We start from the raw sequence: 18,209 nt of genomic DNA, 5'->3' as shown, positions 1-18,209 counted from the left end.
ACGAAAGACCGAACCGGTGGGTGTATGTCAGACGACCAGTCCCTCCAGCGCCGGAAGTTCCTGAAAGCGACCGGCGGCGCAGCGACCGCCCTGGCCCTCGCGGGCTGTACGGGCGACAACAACGACGACGACGGCGGTACCGACACCCCCGGAACCGACACCCAGGGGACCGACGACCCCGGGACCGGCACCGAAGAGGAGGACGACGGCTTCGGCGAGAGCGACCGGATCCTCCAGCTCACGAACGCCACGATGAGCACGCTGGACCCCGTCGCCTCGACCGACACGGCGAACGGCCGGGTCATCCAGCAGGTGTTCGACGGGCTGATGAACTACCCGAACGGCGAGATCGAGGTCGAGACGCTGCTCTCGACGGAGTACGAGGTGTCCGAGGACTACACCACCTACACGTTCTCGCTCAAGGAGGACGCGAAGTTCCACAACGGTGACACCGTCACCGCCTCGGACTTCGTCTACTCGTTCGAGCGCCTCACCGCCTCGCCGAACTCCCGGCGCGCGTACTTCGTCACGTCCGCCATGGGTATCCAGCACGAGACGGACAGCGAGGACAACTACGAACCCGGCAGTCTCGGCGTCACGGCGGTCGACGAGACGACACTCGAGATCCAGCTCGAGGCGCCGTTCCACTCGACGCTCGAGATGCTCGCGTACACAGCCTTCGGTGCGATCCCCGAAGGACTCGTCGACGACACGCCCGGCTACGACGGCGAGATGAGCTACGACGAGTTCGCCCGCCGCAGCCCCATCAGCGCCGGGCCGTTCACGTTCGATGCCTGGGAGACGAACAACAGCGCCGACGTCAGCCGGTTCGACGACTACCACGGTGACGGACCGTTCATCGGGGGCGTCCACTGGCAGATCATCACCGACACCGACGCCCGGTACAACTACGGCCAGAACAAGAACGCGGACCTCCCGCCGATGCCGACCTCGAAGTACGACCCGAACCTGGTCAGCATCGAAGAGTCCGACGAGGCCGGGCGACAGCTCGGCACATACGGTCCGATGCAGAACGGCGAGACGGTCGACTACACCGCCATCCCGACCATCAACACGTTCTACATCGGCCTGAACGCCAAGAACGTCCCCAAGCCCGTGCGGCAGGCGATCGCGTACGCGATGGACCAGCACGAGGGCGTCGAGCAGGTGTTCAAGGGTCGCGGGACGCCCGCGTACCACTACAGCCCGCCGAGCATCTACCCCGGTGGCACCAGTGCGTACGACGAGCACGCCGAGCAGAACTACCCCTACGGCTACGGCGAGACGCGCATCGGCGATGCCCGCCAGGTGATGGAGGACGCCGGCTACGGCCCCAACAACGAGTACGAGATCACGTTCACCACGTACCCCGACCCGACGTGGCAGGGGCTGGGCACCATCCTCCGCGACAAGCTCGTCAACGCCCACGTCAACATGAACCTCGAGGAGGCGCCGTTCTCGACGCTGCTCAGCCGCGGTCAGAACGGCAACCTCGCCGCCTACTCGCTGGGCTGGGCGATGGACTGGCCGGCCCCGGACAACTTCTGGGGCCAGCTCGTCCCCGATCTCACGAACACCGACCGCGAGGGCGGTGCCCGCGGTGCGTACGTCGACTGGGACGACGCCGAGGGCGACGCCGTCGAGCAGATGAACAACGCCTGGGAGACCGTCCAGAACAACCAGGCACCGAACGAGGAGGCCGCCTCGACCCGTGGGGACGCCTACGTCCAGATGGAGGAGGCGAACTGGGAGGACATGGTGCTCCTGCCCTGCTACCACCGTCGTGACGAGCGGTTCGCGTACGACTGGGTCGACATCGAACCGTACGGTGCCGCCGGCGGCAGCCGCCAGAAGTACAACCAGGTGACCATCGGCGAGCGGAGCTGACTCCCGCGTCGACCGGTCCGCGCTCCCGCCGTCGACGACACCGGGGTCGTCGGCGCCGTCGCTCTTTCTTCGGATGACTGCGGCCTCGTCGCGAGCCACGCCACAGTGACGTCGCTGGTCGGGTGATGCTTCAGGAAGGGGGGGTTGGGGGGAGTATGGGGGTGGCGACAGCGCTTCGCTGCTGTTTCGCCAACCAATGGTAAGGATGGAATCGGATTAACACTTTATTCTATCCAGTTAGTGGTACGCAATCACCGACACTAATCAGTTAGAACCGGGCTCGAAGACACCGCTCACAAGCTTGCGTTCGGCCGCCCGGAGGTGGTAGTGGTACGTCGGCGGCGTGACGTCGAGCGCGTCGGCGAGCACCTCCCCGGTCACCTCGCGCGGCCAGGCGTAGAAACCGGCGTAGTAGGCGGTCTGGAGCGCCTCGAACTGTCGTTCCGTCAGCTCGCTCTCGACCCAGGACCGCTGGTCGCGGTGTTGACGGTTGCTCTGGCTCGTCTCCCGACGGGCGGCGAGCTCCGTCGTCGGGTAGGACTCGCTCAGGTCGTTCCACAGCCCCCTCGTGTCACCGCCCTGCGGGAGCTCGACGAAGAGCGTCGCCACGCCGTCTTCGGCCTCCAGCGACCGGATTGTCCCGTCGTACTCCCGGAGCAGCTCGAACAGCCGTGGCTCCGTCAGCCTGATCTCGAACAGCGCCGTGTCGTCGTCCTCGTTGATGCAGGTCACCGACGGCACCGACGACCAGTCCGCGAGCGTCGTCTCGACGAGCTCCGCGTCGACGCCCTCGGTCCGGACGAAACAGAGGTGCGTCCCGTCGGGCCGGGAGACCGCCCCGTCGAGTCGGATCGAGCCACCGACCGCCGCCGACAGCCGCGAGAAGGTGAAGCGCTCGTCGGCCACCTCGAACTCCAGTTCGACCACGCTGTCGGTGACGAGCGCCCGTGTCCGCTCGACGGCGTGGATGGCGTAGCCGATGGTCTCGCCCAGTTCGCCGAGCACCGCCAGCTCCTGCTCGGTCACCGTCTCGGGCGTCGCGACGTGCAGCACGAGGACGCTGTAGACGCGCTCGTTGTCGACGAGCGGCACGGCGACGACCGTCTGGAAGCCGTACGTGAGCGCCTCGGTCCGGCGCTCGCTCCACTCGTCTGTCAGCACGTCCTCGACGACGGCGACCGCCTGATCGTCGGCCGCCTGCCGGACGAGGTTACCCTCCGGCGTCGGGTCGTCGAGGTCGTCGGCGATCCGGTCGACGTAGTCGGCGTCGGTGTTGGCCCACGCCAGGGGGGTCATCGCGCCGTTCGGCCCCTCCGCCTCGGCGACCCAGACGGCGACGTACGGCTCGGCCTCGGCCAGCCGGTCACAGACCGCCTGCTCGATCTCCCGTCTGGTCGACGCCTGCGCGACCGCCCGGTTCACGTCGCGGACGATCTTGTTCGTGTGGTTCAGCTTCCGCAGCTCCTCGTTCTGCTGGCTCAGCCGGCTGTCGTGGTCCCGGAGGAGCTGCTCGCGTTCGGCACGGTCCATCGCCGCCTCGGTGTTCGCCGCGAGGATGTGCAACAGCTCGATGGTCGGCTCCTCGAACCCCTCGACGACGTCCGAGACGGCCACCAGCGCCCCGTGGGTCCCGAGCGGTATCACCAGCTGGCTCTCGACCACGTCGTCGAGCGCCCCCGGTTCGTCCGCCACGTCCGGGAAGTACCGCGACTCGCCCGCGCTGAACGTCTCCCAGACGTAGCCCGTCCCGCGCTCGACCGTCGGTGGCGACCCCAGCAGATCGGTCGTACTCGGCGTCGTCGCGGCCGGTTCGAGCGTGCCGGTGTCGCTCTCGAACGTGTAGACGACGAGCGCGCTCAGGCCCAGCAGGTCCGCCGCCGTCTCCGCCGCCGTCTCGCAGATATCCGCCTGCGTCTCCGCCCGCATCAGGTCCCGCGAGGTCTCGTGGAGCGTGTCGAGCGTCTGCTCGTAGCGCTTTCGCTCGGTCACGTCCGTCGCCACCGTCAGCACCGCCCGCTCGCCCTCGTACTCGATTGCCCGCGAGGTCATCTCGACGTGGACGACCGACCCGTCGTGGCCGACGACCCGGCGCTCCCGGCGTGTCGGCTCGGCCTCGCCCGCCATGGTCCGCGCCATCGCGGACGTGACCGCATCCTCGTCCTCGGGGTGGACCAGGGATGCCAGCTCGGACCCGAGGAGCTCCGACTCGTCGGCGGCCCCGACGAGCGAGACGAACGCCGGGTTCGTGTAGACGAGGTCGCCGTCTCTGTGCACGACGACCGCGCTCGGCGACACCTCGACGAGCGTCCGGTACCGCTCGCTGCTCTCGCGACGCTCGCCCTCGATGACGTTGCGCTCGATGGCGCTCGCGAGCACCGTCGCCACGTTCTGCAGGAACGTCACGTCGTCCTGCGTGAACCGACGATGCGTCCGGGCGTGAGCCTCGAGGACCCCCCAGTCGGAGCCGCGCAGACCGACGGTCGCACAGGCACCGCTCCGGAGGCCCTCCACCTCGGCCGCGTCGCTCGCGTCGAACCGGTCCTCGGCCGACAGGTCGTCGACGACCACCACCGGCTTCCCGTCGGTGACCGCGTACTCGGCCTGCCCCGACGGCAGCGCCTCCGGTCGCCAGCCGACGGCCGCCTCCGTCCGGAGCGCCTCGTCAGTCTCCGAGAGGATGCGGACGTGACTCACGTCGAGCGCCCGTGCGACCCGCCGAACCGTCGTCTCGAACAGCACGTCCAGCTGTGGCTCGTTCAGCGCCTGCTGACCGATGGTGGCCACGGCCTCCTGCTGGCGGACCCGGTCCTGCAGGGCGCTCTGGGTCCGGTACTGCGCCACCGCGTTCCGTATCTGGTTCCCGAGCAGCGCGTACCGCTCGCGACCCGGCTTCTTCTGGAGGTACTGGGTCACGCCCGCCGCGATGGCGTCGCTCGCGATCTCCTCGCTACCCTTCCCGGTGAACAGGACGAACGGCAGCCGGTCGTCCCGCTCGCGCACCGCCTGCAGCAGCTCGAGCCCGTCCATCTCGGGCATGTCGTAGTCGCTGACGATGCAGTCGACCTGGCGCTCCGGGTCCTCGACCACCTCGATTGCTGCCGCCCCGTTCGGGACGATCGTCACGGAGATGCTCTCGTCCGCCCGCTCAAGCATCGTCTTCGAGACCTCGGCGAAGTCCGCGTCGTTGTCCACGAACAGCACCGAGACCTCCTCGACGGTCGGCGTCCCGGCCACCATCTCGCCGGGGCCGTCTCTTGCCATGGCACCCGTTAGGTCACACGACTACTAAAGGATTAGAGTCGGCGAGGTGGCACGTCGTTGGTCGTCGGTATCGGTGACCGACAGACAGGATAGAATATGTACACTTTTCACGCCCCCACTTGAACCCGGCTCCCATGCGACGACGGACCTATCTGACAGCGACCACGCTCTCCCTGACCTCACTCGCCGGCTGTACAGGCCTCCTCGGTGGTGGCGAAGACAGCGATGTCGGCGACGACCCGGAAGCGACGCTCCGCGCGTTCCTCACGGAAGCTGTCGAGGGGGACCGGGACAGGGCACGCGAACTCATTCATCCCGACGGGCCGATGAACGAGACCACGGGGGACGGCGACCAGGAGCAGAACGACCAGGACCTGGAACTCACCATCGAGGAGACCGAGATCCGGACCCAGGAGAACGGTACCGCGATGGTGATCGCCGAGTACACGCTCTCGGACCAGCAGGGGAACTCCAGGACCGACCGCGTCGAGTACGAACTCAGGACGGAGAACGGCGACTGGCGGGTGTGGGATGCCGGATTCCCCGGTGACGGGGCACCCAGTGTCGCGTTCGACTACACCGACGACCCGGCGGCGGACACCGTCACCATCGTCCACGCCGGCGGGGACATCCTGCAGGAGCCCGAACGGATCACGGTCCGGGTCGAGGGAGAACCGCGAGACACGCTCGACGAGATCATCGGATCACCCATCGAGCCAGGTGATTCCGGGACCATCTCGGTTCCCGAGGACACCGTGGGCGAACTCGAGCTCCGCTGGGACAACGGCGAACGGTCCCAGCTGATCGGGGTCCACACGTACGACGTCCGAGCGTAACAGCCGGCCGTCGGTCACCCTCGGTGGGCGGTCAGGCTGCTCGACAGCCCGGCTCGTCGGGAGCAAGATTCCCGCTGTGGTCGCGCCTCGGTCGCGCTCGCGACACGCTAACACCGGGCCTTCGTGGTGAAATACTAGAAGAAGAGGCCGCAGGGGCCGTCGTCAGGGATGACAGGCCGGGATGATCAGTTGACGGTCCCGTTCGTCGTGGTACCGCCGTCGGTGCCGTTCGTCGTCGGGCCGTCGCTGGTCGTCTCGGTGCCGTTCATCGGGTCGTCGGTCGTCTCGGTGCCGTTCGTCGGTCCGTCACTCGTCGTCTCGGTGCCGTTCGTCGGGTCGTCGCTGGTCTCGGTCCCGCTCGTCGGGTCGTCGCCGGTCGTCTCGGTCCCGTTCATCGGGTCGTCGGTCGCGATCGGTCCCTCTGCGTCGGTTTCGTTACCGACTGTACTGTTCCCCCCATCGTCACTGGGCGAAGCGCACCCAGCGGTGACGAGTAGCAGGGACACTAGTGCGGTCGCGAAGGTTCGTCGGTCTGGTGTCCAGGTCATGACGCCACCCGGGGATACGCCGGAGTGTTCGATAAACGGGGGCAGTCGTCCCGACCGTTGCAGCCACCTATCCGACTGTTTCACACTGTTTCACGCGTCGGTCCCCGCCACAACTGTCGGACGTCCGTCAGCCGATGACAAAGGACTATGAACGACGCTCCCGAATGGCCGCGATGACCCCCCATGACGAGCCCCCCACGTTCACGACGGCTGACATACGTGCTGCTCGCGCTCCTCGTTCTGGCCGCGGGTGCCACGCCACTGGCCAGCGCAGCCGCCGCAGGGAGTCCGACCACCGTACAGGACACGACCGCCACGACGCAGGACAGCTCCGTCACGATCCAGGACGTCGAGCTGTCGGGGGAGGGCGTCGTCGAGACCGAGACCGTGCTGCCCTACCTCACCGACTGGCAGCCGGTCACCGTCACCGTCGAGCTCGAGACGGGGAGCAACGACACCCGCCTGTGTCTGCGGACGGGAGACACCGACGCCGACCAACTCGCGTGCCGGACCGTCGACGGGACGAACGGCGCACAGACCGTCAGCGTCACCGTCACCGAGTTCCCCGCGAACCGGACCGGTCAGCAGACGCTCGAAGCGGTCGCGACCTCCACGGACGGCTCGGCGACCGAACTCGCCAGCGAACGCCTCGACTTCCGGCTGGTCTCCGCCGACGGTGACGTCGACGACGACGGGTTGAGCAACCGCCGCGAGTTCGACGCCGGCACGAAGTTCCGGGTCGCGGACACCGACGGCGACGGCCTCGACGACGGCGACGAGGTCAACGTCCACGAGACCGACCCGACCACGCCCGACACCGACGGCGACGGCCTCGACGACGGCCGCGAAGTGAACGATCTCGACACCGACCCGAACGCGGCAGACACCGACGACGACGGCCTCGACGACGGCCGCGAGGTCACAGAAGGGACCGACCCGACCGCGGCCGACACCGACGACGACGGCCTCGACGACGGCGAGGAGCTCGCACGGGGCGCCGACCCGACCACGCCCGACACCGACGGCGACGGCCTCGACGACGGGCCGGAGGTCAACCGCCACGAGACCAACGTCACGGTCGCAGACACCGACGGCGACGGCCTCGACGACGGCCGCGAGGTCGCACTTGGGACCAACGCGCGCGACCCGGACACCGACGGCGACGGCCTACTCGACAGCGAGGAGCTGCGGTACGGCCTCGACCCGACCCGGCCGGACACCGACGGCGACGGTGTCGGGGACGCCGAAGCCGCCGCCGGGATGTCGCCCGATTCGTCCGATGGCTTCCCGACGCTGGCCGTCGTGGGCGGCGGCCTCGCGGTGCTCGCGACGGTGGCCGGCTGGTGGACCGTCCGCCGTGGGACCCCGACGTGGTCCGTCGAGCCAACGCTGGACGACGACGACGATCGGGACGTGGACACCGAAGGGGAGACGACCGCTCCGGAGGCAGCCGACGACGACGCCCGCGAACCGGTGCCGCTCAGCGACGAGGACCAGATCTGCCGGCTGCTCGACGAGAACGACGGCCGGCTCTGGCAGAGCGAGATCGTCGACTGGACCGACTGGTCGAAGTCGAAGGTGAGCCGCGTCCTCTCGCGGATGGCCGATGCCGGGACCATCCAGAAGATCACCATCGGCCGCCGGAACCTCGTCACCAGACCCGGCGACGAACCGGCTGCCGCCACGGTGCAACCCGGCGCCTGACCCTGCCCGCGAACGAGGGCGATCCGAACCGCGGGGTCACGCCGCTCGCGGGTCGCTTCGCTCCCCGCTCGCCGTGGTCCTCGCTCCGCTCGGACCACGCTCTCCTCGTTCGTGTTGTGTCCGGAAAAGCGCCCGAGGCGGGATTTGAGCTTCACTCGCACGGTCCTCGCTGCGCTCGGCTGCGTGCTCGCTAGTTCAAATCCCTTCGTGGCGTTTCTCAGCAGACGGTTCGCTCGTCGCTGGCGCTCCTCACTCACGTTGTCTGCTGAGAAAGCGCCCGAGGCGGGATTTGAACCCGCGTCACGACCGTGACAGGGTCGTATGATGGGCCACTACACCACCCGGGCTTTCGAACGCGTCTCCTCGTTCCTGCTGGACTTATTAATCGGTGTCGATTCGGAACGATGCCCAGCCGTCACCCGAACCGGTCCGCCAGCAGGTACTCGTCCGCCCAGTTCAACCGCGACCGCGGCGCCTTCGGCTCCGGCTCCTCGACGCGGAGCCGCATCTCACCGACTCCCGTCTCGGCTACCGGGACCCAGTAGGCCTCGTCCGTCTCCGGTGCGTAAACCGCGAACGCGTCGACCTCCGCCGCCGTGTAGTCGGCATCGACTCGCTCGCCGTCGTCGACCGTCGAGCTGTACAGTTTGAACCGCACCGTCCCGTTCACCCAGCTCCCGGTCTTGCACTGCACCCGGAACAGGTAGCCGTCGTCGTCGACGAGCAGGTCGTACCGGTCGCTGTCGCCGAACGGGACCGCGACGCTATTGCCCAGTTCGAGCAGCCTGGCGAGGAGGATCGCTTCCGTCTCGTCACCGCGTCGAGAGGGATTCATGCCGACGTTGAGTCGCCTTCCGGTTTGAATGCTGGCCGGGAGTCACCGGAGAGACGACTCGCGCCAGAACAGGAGATCGAAGAAGCGCCCGAGGCGGGATTTGAACCTCACTCGCACGGGCCTCGCTGCGCTCGGCTGCGTGCTCGCTAGTCCAAATCCCTTCGTGGCGTTTCTCAGCAGACGGTTCGCTCGTCGCTGGCGCTCCTCACTCACGTTGTCTGCTGAGAAAGCGCCCGAGGCGGGATTTGAACCCGCGTCACGACCGTGACAGGGTCGTATGATGGGCCACTACACCACCCGGGCTTCACCCTATCGTACCCGGGTTGTACGCTTAAGGCTTTCCAATCGGAGGACGTGTGCGTGTGTCCACCGCGGCACAAACGCTTTAGGGTCGTAGCGCAATCTTCCGGACGAAACTGAGATCGTTCGCGTCGTCCCGGCCGCGGGTTCGCACCCGCCGACGAGGCGGGCACCGGTAGCGGACGCTCCCGCGCGTACTTGGCAAACGTTAAATGCCTCCCGCCGGTAGTGCCCTGTAGTATCTCGTGACAGCAGCTTCTCTCTCCGGTCAGACACAACCATGGTAGACGTAAGCCAACACGAACTCGTGCCGGAGCACGTCGTCCTCGACGAGGACGAGCTCGACGACGTGCTCGACGAGTACGACATCGACAGGACGGACCTTCCCAAGATCAAGCGCACCGACCCGGCGCTCCCCGACGAAGCGGAGATGGGTGACGTGGTGAAGATCATCCGAGAATCGCGAACGACAGACACAGCGGTCGTGTACCGACTCGTGGTGGACTGACAGAATGGACAGAGCAAACCGACGCGCGATTTCGCGTGAGTACTTCTCGAAGGACAGACTCGCAGAACACCACTTCCGCTCGTTCAACGCGTTCCTCACCCGGGGGATGCAACGCGTCGTGGACGAGAAGGAGACCATCGACACGGACATCGGCGACAAGGAGGGCGAGGAGCCCGTCCACGTCGAACTGGGCGACGTCCGTGTCGTGACCCCGCGCGTGCGTGAGGCCGACGGCTCCGAGGAACTGCTCTACCCGCAGGAGGCCCGCCTCCGGAACATCACGTACTCCGCGCCCGTCTTCATGGAGATGTCCATCGTGAAGGGCGAGGAGGGCGAGGAGCGGGTCGTCGACTCCACCGAGACCAAGATCGGCCGGATGCCCATCATGGTCGGTTCGGAGAAGTGCAACATCGCGGGCTTCTCGGACGAGGAGCTCATCGAGATCGGCGAGGACCCCGCCGACCCCGGTGGCTACTTCATCGTCAACGGCTCCGAGCGCGTGCTGATGACGAGCGAGGACCTCGCACCGAACAAGATCCTCGCGGAGTACGACACGAAGTACGGCGACGAGATCCAGGTCGCGAAGACGTTCTCGCAGCGCCGTGGCTACCGCGCACTGGTGCTGTGTGAGCGCAACCGCGAGGGCCTGCTCGAGGTGTCGTTCCCCTCCGTCTCGGGGAGCATCAACTTCGTCACGCTCGTGCGTGCGCTCGGCCTGGAGTCGGACGAGGAGATCGTCCACCGCGTCAGCGACGACCCCGAGGTCGTCAAGTACATGCTTGAGAACCTGGAGGCCGCCGAGGTCCAGACGCAGGAGGAGGCCATCGAGACGCTGGGCAAGCGGGTCGCCTCCGGCCAGGGGAAGAACTACCAGCTCAAGCGGGCGAACTACGTCATCGACCGGTACCTCCTGCCGCACCTCCACGAGGAAGGCGTCGAGGAGGAGGACGTCCGCATCAACAAGTCGTACTACCTCTGCCGGATGGCCGAGGCGTGTTTCGAGCTCGCGCTCGGGCGGCGCGAGTCCGACGACAAGGACCACTACGCGAACAAGCGCCTGAAGGTCTCCGGCGACCTGATGAAGGACCTGTTCCGGACGGCGCTGAACAAGCTGGCACGCGACGTGAAGTACCAGCTGGAGCGCGCCAACATGCGGAACCGGCAGCTCTCGGTCAGCACGGTCGTCCGTTCGGACGTGCTCACCGAGCGCCTGGAGCACCCCATCGCGACGGGGAACTGGGTCGGCGGCCGCTCCGGCGTGAGCCAGCTGGTCGACCGGACGGACTTCATGGGCGTGCTGTCGCACCTGCGCCGGCTGCGCTCGCCGCTGTCGCGCAGCCAGCCCCACTTCGAGGCGCGTGACCTGCACGCGACACAGTGGGGTCGCATCTGCCCCTCCGAGACGCCCGAGGGGCCGAACTGTGGGCTGGTGAAGAACTTCGCCCAGGCGATGGAGCTGTCACAGAACATCGAGGACGAACAGGGACTCAAACGAGAACTGGCGTCGATGGGGGTCAAGGGTATCCCCGGGCTCGAAGGACAGGGCCAGGAAACACCCGCAGACGACTAACACATGGCAAGTCAACAGCGCGAAGCGAAGGTATACGTCAACGGTAGTCTGGTCGGGACACACCCCGAGCCGCACGAGCTCGCGGAGCAGATCCGCGAGGCCCGCCGGCTCGGCGAGGTGAGCGAGATGGTGAACGTCTCCGTCAAGGACCGCACCCGCGAGGTCATCGTCAACGCGGACGCCGGCCGGGCACGTCGCCCGCTGCTGGTCGTCGAGAACGGCGAGACCCGCATCTCCGAGGAGGAGATCGAGGCGGTCCGCAACGGCGAGCTGGAGTTCGACGACCTCGTCGAGCACGGCCACGTCGAGTTCATCGACGCCGAGGAGGAGGAGGACATCTACGTCGCCGTCGACCGCGAGGACCTGACCGAGGACCACACGCACCTCGAGGTCGACCCGCAGCTCATCTTCGGTATCGGTGCGGGCATGATCCCGTACCCGGAGCACAACGCGTCGCCGCGCATCACGATGGGTGCGGGGATGATCAAGCAGTCGCTCGGGCTGCCGAGCGCGAACTACCGGATCCGGCCGGACACGCGCCAGCACCTCCTGCACTACCCGCAGCTCTCGATGGTCAAGACCCAGACGACGGAGCAGATCGGCTACGACGAGCGCCCCGCGGCGCAGAACTTCGTCGTCGCCGTCATGAGCTACGAGGGGTTCAACATCGAGGACGCGCTCGTTCTCAACCAGGGGTCGGTCGACCGCGCACTCGCCCGCTCGCACTTCTTCCGGACCTACGAGGGCGAGGAACGGCGCTACCCCGGCGGCCAGGAGGACCGCTTCGAGATCCCGAGCCAGGACGTGCGCGGCGCACGCGGCGAGGACGCGTACACACACCTCGACGAGGACGGCCTCGTCAACCCGGAGACGCGCGTCGGCGAGAACGACGTGCTGCTCGGGAAGACCTCGCCGCCGCGGTTCCTGGAGGAGCCCGACGACATGGGCGGCCTCTCCCCGCAGAAGCGACGTGAGACCTCCGTGACGATGCGCTCCGGCGAGTCCGGGGTCGTCGACACGGTCACGCTGATGGAGGGCGAGGACGGCTCGAAGCTCTCGAAGGTCTCCGTGCGCGACGAGCGCATCCCGGAGATGGGCGACAAGTTCGCGTCCCGGCACGGCCAGAAGGGTGTCGTCGGCCACATCGCACCCCAGGAGGACATGCCCTTCACGCAGGAGGGCGTCGTCCCGGACCTCATCGTCAACCCGCACGCGCTGCCGTCGCGGATGACGGTCGGCCACGTGCTGGAGATGCTCGGCGGCAAGATCGGCGCACTGGAGGGTCGCCGTGTCGACGGCACGCCGTTCACCGGCGAGGACGAGCACGAACTCCGTGGCGGGCTGGAGGAGGCCGGCTTCAAGTCCTCGGGCAAGGAGCGCCTCTACTCCGGCGTCACCGGCGAGAAGATCGAGGCGGAGATCTTCGTCGGGGTCATCTTCTACCAGAAGCTGTACCACATGGTCTCGAACAAGCTGCACGCCCGTTCGCGCGGGCCGGTGCAGGTGCTCACCCGGCAGCCGACCGAGGGGCGTGCCCGCGAGGGTGGCCTGCGTGTCGGGGAGATGGAGCGCGACGTGCTCATCGGGCACGGCGCGGCGATGGCGCTGAAGGAGCGCCTGCTCGACGAGTCCGACCGCGAGTTCATCCACGTCTGCGGGCAGTGTGGGATGAGCGCGGTCGAGAACGTCGACCAGCGTCGGGTGTACTGCCCGAACTGCGGCGAGGAGACCGACATCCACGAGATAGAGATGAGCTACGCCTTCAAGCTCCTGCTCGACGAGATGAAGGCGCTCGGCATCGCTCCGCGACTGGAACTGGAGGACGCAGTCTAACATGGTAAGCTCACAGACACCCAAGGAGATCGGCGAGATCGACTTCGGGCTGATGGACCCGGAGGAGTACCGCGACATGTCCGCCACGAAGATCATCACGGCGGACACCTACGACGACGACGGCTTCCCCATCGACATGGGGCTGATGGACCCGCGACTGGGCGTCATCGACCCCGGTCTGGAGTGCAAGACCTGCGGGAAGCACTCGGGTTCGTGTAACGGGCACTTCGGCCACATCGAGCTGGCCGCGCCCGTCATCCACGTCGGCTTCACGAAGCTCATCCGACGCCTGCTCCGTGGCACCTGCCGCGAGTGCGCCCGGCTCTGTCTCACCGAGGACGAGCGCGACGAGTTCCGCGGCCAGCTCGACCAGACGCGCAAGCTGGGTCGCGACCTCAACGACGTGACGAAGGCGGCCATCCGGCAGGCCCGGAAGAAGGACCGCTGTCCGTTCTGCGGCGAGGTCCAGTTCGACATCCAGCACGAGAAGCCGACGACGTACTACGAGGTCCAGCAGGTGCTGACCTCGGAGTACTCCCAGCGCATCGCCGCCGCGATGCAGCCGGGCGAGGACGACGACGACGAGCCGATGAGCCGCGAGGCGCTCGCCAACGAGACGGGCATCGAGCTCTCCCGGGTCAACCAGATTCTCTCCGGCGAGTTCCGCCCGCGCGAGTCGGACCGGAAGGCGCTGGAGAAGGCGCTCGACATCGACCTCACCGAGGAGGACATGAACAAGCTGATGCCCTCGGACATCCGCGACTGGTTCGAGGACATCCCGGACGAGGACATCGAGGTGCTCGGCATCTCGTCGGACAAGTCCCGTCCGGAGTGGATGATCCTGACCGTGCTGCCGGTCCCGCCGGTGACGGCGCGTCCCTCCATCACACTGGACAACGGCCAGCGCTCGGAGGACGACCTGACCCACAAGCTGGTCGACATCATCCGCATCAACCAGCGGTTCATGGAGAACCGCGAGGCGGGTGCACCGCAGCTCATCATCGAGGACCTATGGGAGCTGCTCCAGTACCACGTCACGACGTTCATGGACAACGAGATCTCGGGGACGCCGCCGGCGCGCCACCGCTCCGGCCGTCCGCTGAAGACGCTGTCCCAGCGCCTGAAGGGCAAGGAGGGCCGCTTCCGTGGCTCCCTGTCCGGCAAGCGTGTGAACTTCTCGGCGCGTACCGTCATCTCGCCTGACCCGACCCTCTCGCTGAACGAGGTCGGCGTGCCGGACCGGGTCGCGACCGAGATGACCCAGACGATGAACGTCACCGAGCGGAACCTCGAGGACGCCCGGCGCTACGTCAGCAACGGGCCGGAGGGCCACCCGGGCGCGAACTACGTCCGACGGCCGGACGGTCGCCGCCTGAAGGTGACCGAGAAGAACTGCGAGGAGCTCTCGGAGAAGGTCGAGGCCGGCTGGGAGGTCAACCGGCACCTCATCGACGGCGACATCGTCGTGTTCAACCGGCAGCCGTCGCTGCACCGGATGTCCATCATGGCCCACGAGGTCGTCGTGATGCCGTACAAGACGTTCCGGCTGAACACCGTCGTCTGCCCGCCGTACAACGCGGACTTCGACGGCGACGAGATGAACATGCACGCGCTCCAGAACGAGGAGGCTCGCGCCGAGGCACGCGTCCTCATGCGCGTACAGGAGCAGATCCTGAGCCCCCGCATGGGCGAGAACATCATCGGGGCCATCCAGGACCACATCAGTGGGACGTACCTGCTGACCCACGACAATCCCCAGTTCAACGAGACGCAGGCGCTCGACCTGCTCCGGGCGACCCGCATCGACGAACTGCCCGAGGAGGCCGGTATCGACGACGACGACCGGCCGTACTGGACCGGTCGCCAGCTGTTCTCCGAGCTGCTGCCCGACGACCTCAACCTCGAGTTCCAGTCGAACACCGGCGACACGGTCGTCATCGAGGACGGCCAGCTGGTGGAGGGAACCATCGACGAGGACGGCGTCGGCGCGTTCGGCGGCGAGGTCGTCGACACGCTCGCGAAGGTGTACGGCGAGACGCGTGCCCGTATCTTCATCAACGAGGTCGCGACGCTCGCGATGCGCTCGATCATGCACTTCGGGTTCTCCATCGGGATCGACGACGAGACCATCCCGGGGGAGGCACAGGCACGCATCGACGAGACCATAGAGGACGCCTACGACCGCGTCCAGGAGCTCATCGAGACGTACGACGCAGGCGAGCTCGAGTCGCTGCCGGGTCGGACCGTCGACGAGACGCTGGAGATGAAGATCATGCAGACGCTCGGGAAGGCGCGTGACAACGCCGGTGACATCGCCGAGGAGCACTTCGAGGACGACAACCCGGCGGTCGTGATGGCCAACTCCGGTGCGCGTGGGTCGATGCTCAACCTGACCCAGATGGCCGGCTGCGTCGGCCAGCAGGCGGTCCGTGGGACCCGCATCAACCGCGGGTACGAGGACCGCACCCTCAGCCACTACCAGAAGGACGACCTGAGCGCGGAGGCTCACGGCTTCGTCGAGCACTCCTACACCGGCGGCCTGACCCCGCGGGAGTTCTTCTTCCACGCGATGGGTGGCCGCGAGGGCCTGGTCGACACGGCAGTCCGTACCTCGAAGTCCGGCTACCTGCAGCGCCGGCTCATCAACGCGCTCTCCGAGCTGGAGACGCAGTACGACGGCACGGTGCGCGACACGAGCGACACCATCGTCCAGTTCGAGTTCGGCGAGGACGGCACGTCGCCGACGAAGGTCGCCTACGACGACGACCACGGCATCGACGTCGAGCAGATCGCCGACCGCGTCATCGAGGCCGAGTTCGAGGACGACGACTCGAAGCAGGAGTTCCTGGGCGACAAGGCCCGGCCGACGAACCTCTCCGAACACGGGGAGTCGCGTCGCAACCCGGACCTCCTCTCGGAGGTGGAGTCCGATGACTGAGTTCGACGTCTCCGCTGACGTCGAGGCGGTCGTCGAGGACACCGAGCTGCCCGAGGAGCTGAAGGCCGAGGTGTACCGGACCGTCGAGGACCGGGACGCCAGCGTCGAGCAGGCCGACGAGATCGCCCGCGCCGTCGAGCACCGCTACCTGGAGACGCGGGTCGACGCGCTCGACCCCGTCGGCACCGTCAGCGCCCAGTCCATCGGGGAGCCGGGCACCCAGCTGACGATGAACACGTTCCACTACGCGGGCGTCGCGGAGATCGACGTCACGCAGGGGCTGCCCCGGCTCATCGAGCTGGTGGACGCCCGGAAGACGCCCGACACGCCGACGATGACGGTCCACCTCGAGGACGAGTACGCGACGAACCGCGAGAAGGCCCACGAGGTCGTCTGGAAGATCGAGGCGACGAAGATCCTCGCACTGGGTGACATCTCGACGAACGTCGCCGACATGCGCGTCCACATCGACCTCAACCCGGACACGCTCCAGGAGCGCTGGCCGACCGTCGACGACGTCGACGAGATCGCCGGCGAGGTCGCCGACATCATCGAGGACTCCCTCGGTGTGCAGACGGTCCAGCAGGGCACGAGCGTCGAGTTCGGCCCCGAGGAGCCGTCCTACCGCGACCTGCTGCAGCTGGTCGAGGAGCTCCGCGACGTGACGTTCAAGGGCATCGAGGAGATCGCCCGCGTCGTCATCCGCAAGGAGGAGACCGAGGACGGCGAGGAGTTCGTCCTCTACACCGAGGGCTCGGCGTTCGGCGACGTGCTCACCATCGAGGGCGTCGACGCCTCGCGGACCACCTGCAACAACATCCACGAGATCCGCTCCGAGCTCGGCATCGAGGCGGCCCGCGAGATCATCATCGAGGAGACGAAGACCACCCTCGAAGAGCAGGGTCTCGACGACGTGAACGTCCGCCACCTGATGCTCGTCGCGGACATCATGACCAACCGCGGCGAGATCGAGTCCATCGGCCGTCACGGCATCTCCGGCTCGAAGGAGTCCGTCCTCGCGCGTGCGGCGTTCGAGGTCACGGTCAACCACCTGCTCGACGCCGCCATCCACGGCGAGGTCGACGACCTCAACGGGGTCACCGAGAACGTCATCGTCGGCAAGCCGATCAAGCTCGGCACCGGCGACGTGAACCTCAAGATGGGGTCGGTCAACCGGTCCTCGCAAGCGGACTGATGGCGGTCACGCTGACGGACGAGGCGCTGCGCATCCTCGGGCTGTTCGAGGAGGTCACCGGGGCGAGCGGCCGGGACTGCCTGGTCGAGGACGACCGCGTCGTCGTCCTCGTCGCCGCCGGCGACATGGGCACCGCCATCGGCCCGGGCGGCCAGCACGTCGCGGAGGTCGAGGAGCGCCTCGGCCGCGACGTCAAGCTGGTCGAGGACGCCGACACCGCGGCGGACTTCGTCGCCAACGCCCTCGCCCCGGCAGCGGTGTACCACGTCACCATCAGCGAGAACGGTGACGTGGTCGCCTACGCCGAGGTCGACGAGGCCGACACCGGCGTCGCCATCGGCGCGGACGGCCGGAACATCGACACCGCACGCGAGCTGGCGAAGCGGCACTTCGACGTCGACGACATCCAGCTGGCCTAGAATCGGAACGTTCGTTTTGCTCCCGTTGAGATTCGACTGTGTAGCGTACCTGTAACGAGTTCGAGCGTTCCTGCTCCTTCTACTGGGAGTGCGTCGCCTCAACCCGCGAACAGCCAGAAAGCCCCGAGCGTCTCGACTCCCGCGGCTCGCTGTCACGCGAGAGCGAAGCTCTCGCTGGATGTGGACAGAAAGCGGAGCTTTCTGTCTGCTAACCGGAAATCAGAGATTTCCGGCGGGCTCACGAGACGCAAGCGTCTCGTGACCGATGCTCGCTGGCGCTGTCGTTCGAAAGACGCCGGAGGCGTCTTTCGTGATGTGGCCAGAGATCTCCGATCTCTGGCTGCCAGCCGGACGTAGTCCGGCAATGACGAGAGA

At 67.2% G+C, this 18,209-nt stretch carries 12 protein-coding genes and 2 tRNA genes; 9 read left to right on the top strand and 5 right to left on the bottom strand.

The genetic code is table 11. The features are described 5' to 3' along the window. Positions 1-24 precede the first annotated feature (24 nt). Positions 25-1,887 (top strand): ABC transporter substrate-binding protein, encoded by a 1,863-nt coding sequence (locus tag ACSG06_RS00070; protein WP_440988218.1) that lies wholly within the window; start codon positions 25-27, stop codon positions 1,885-1,887. 264 nt (positions 1,888-2,151) lie between these two features. Here the strand turns inward: ACSG06_RS00070 and ACSG06_RS00065 are convergent, their stop codons facing one another. Continuing rightward, positions 2,152-5,148, bottom strand: coding sequence for a bacterio-opsin activator domain-containing protein (locus tag ACSG06_RS00065; RefSeq protein ID WP_440988217.1), 2,997 nt, complete (start codon positions 5,146-5,148; stop codon positions 2,152-2,154). Positions 5,149-5,282: 134 nt separating this feature from the next. On the opposite strand from ACSG06_RS00065, the gene ACSG06_RS00060 reads away from it, so the two are divergent. Continuing rightward, positions 5,283-5,984 (top strand): nuclear transport factor 2 family protein, encoded by a 702-nt coding sequence (locus ACSG06_RS00060; protein ID WP_440988216.1) that lies wholly within the window; start codon positions 5,283-5,285, stop codon positions 5,982-5,984. 185 nt (positions 5,985-6,169) lie between these two features. On the opposite strand, the gene ACSG06_RS00055 is transcribed toward ACSG06_RS00060, so the two are convergent. Next, entirely contained in the window at positions 6,170-6,379 is a 210-nt protein-coding gene (locus ACSG06_RS00055) for a hypothetical protein (protein WP_440988215.1), read from the bottom strand. Positions 6,380-6,715: 336 nt separating this feature from the next. Here ACSG06_RS00055 and ACSG06_RS00050 point away from each other — a divergent pair, with 336 nt between their 5' ends. Then, positions 6,716-8,236, top strand: coding sequence for a DUF7343 domain-containing protein (locus ACSG06_RS00050; RefSeq protein WP_440988214.1), 1,521 nt, complete (start codon positions 6,716-6,718; stop codon positions 8,234-8,236). Positions 8,237-8,510: 274 nt separating this feature from the next. Here the strand turns inward: ACSG06_RS00050 and ACSG06_RS00045 are convergent. The 3 genes from ACSG06_RS00045 to ACSG06_RS00035 form a co-directional block, all read right to left on the bottom strand. Beyond that, positions 8,511-8,583 (bottom strand) — tRNA-Asp (locus ACSG06_RS00045). Positions 8,584-8,651: 68 nt separating this feature from the next. Further along, complete coding sequence (locus tag ACSG06_RS00040) at positions 8,652-9,071, bottom strand: group I intron-associated PD-(D/E)XK endonuclease (RefSeq protein ID WP_440988213.1); 420 nt, start codon at positions 9,069-9,071, stop codon at positions 8,652-8,654. A gap of 230 nt (positions 9,072-9,301) precedes the next feature. Continuing rightward, a tRNA-Asp gene (locus ACSG06_RS00035) sits at positions 9,302-9,374 on the bottom strand. 277 nt (positions 9,375-9,651) lie between these two features. Between ACSG06_RS00035 and ACSG06_RS00030 the strand changes: the two genes are divergently transcribed. From ACSG06_RS00030 to ACSG06_RS00005, 6 genes are read left to right on the top strand one after another with little or no spacing between them, the layout of a single operon-like run. Further along, positions 9,652-9,879 (top strand): DNA-directed RNA polymerase subunit H, encoded by a 228-nt coding sequence (locus ACSG06_RS00030; RefSeq protein ID WP_440988212.1) that lies wholly within the window; start codon positions 9,652-9,654, stop codon positions 9,877-9,879. A 4-nt stretch (positions 9,880-9,883) separates the two neighbouring features. Beyond that, on the top strand, positions 9,884-11,449 hold the full coding sequence (locus ACSG06_RS00025) for a DNA-directed RNA polymerase subunit B'' (RefSeq protein WP_440988211.1): 1,566 nt from the start codon (positions 9,884-9,886) through the stop codon (positions 11,447-11,449). 3 nt (positions 11,450-11,452) lie between these two features. Further along, entirely contained in the window at positions 11,453-13,282 is a 1,830-nt protein-coding gene (rpoB, locus tag ACSG06_RS00020; RefSeq protein ID WP_440988210.1) for a DNA-directed RNA polymerase subunit B, read from the top strand. A gap of 1 nt (position 13,283) precedes the next feature. After that, positions 13,284-16,220 carry a DNA-directed RNA polymerase subunit A' gene (locus ACSG06_RS00015; protein ID WP_440988209.1) on the top strand — a complete coding sequence of 979 codons (2,937 nt, stop codon included), beginning with the start codon at positions 13,284-13,286 and terminating at the stop codon, positions 16,218-16,220. Next, positions 16,213-17,415 carry a DNA-directed RNA polymerase subunit A'' gene (gene rpoA2, locus ACSG06_RS00010; protein ID WP_440988208.1) on the top strand — a complete coding sequence of 401 codons (1,203 nt, stop codon included), beginning with the start codon at positions 16,213-16,215 and terminating at the stop codon, positions 17,413-17,415. The genes ACSG06_RS00015 and rpoA2 overlap by 8 nt, the downstream gene beginning before the upstream one ends. Next, the gene (locus tag ACSG06_RS00005; protein WP_440988207.1) at positions 17,415-17,834 is read left to right on the top strand and encodes a NusA-like transcription termination signal-binding factor; all 420 of its coding nucleotides are present in this window, start codon (positions 17,415-17,417) and stop codon (positions 17,832-17,834) included. Before rpoA2 ends, ACSG06_RS00005 begins: the two co-directional genes overlap by 1 nt. The last annotated feature ends 375 nt before the right edge of the window (positions 17,835-18,209 follow it).

The sequence above is a fragment of the Haloarchaeobius baliensis genome (genome assembly GCF_052060055.1).
Taxonomy (GTDB): Archaea; Halobacteriota; Halobacteria; order Halobacteriales; family Natrialbaceae; genus Haloarchaeobius; species Haloarchaeobius baliensis.
Note: the sequence above shows the minus strand (reverse complement) of the source record. Positions and strands in the feature narration are given on the sequence as shown.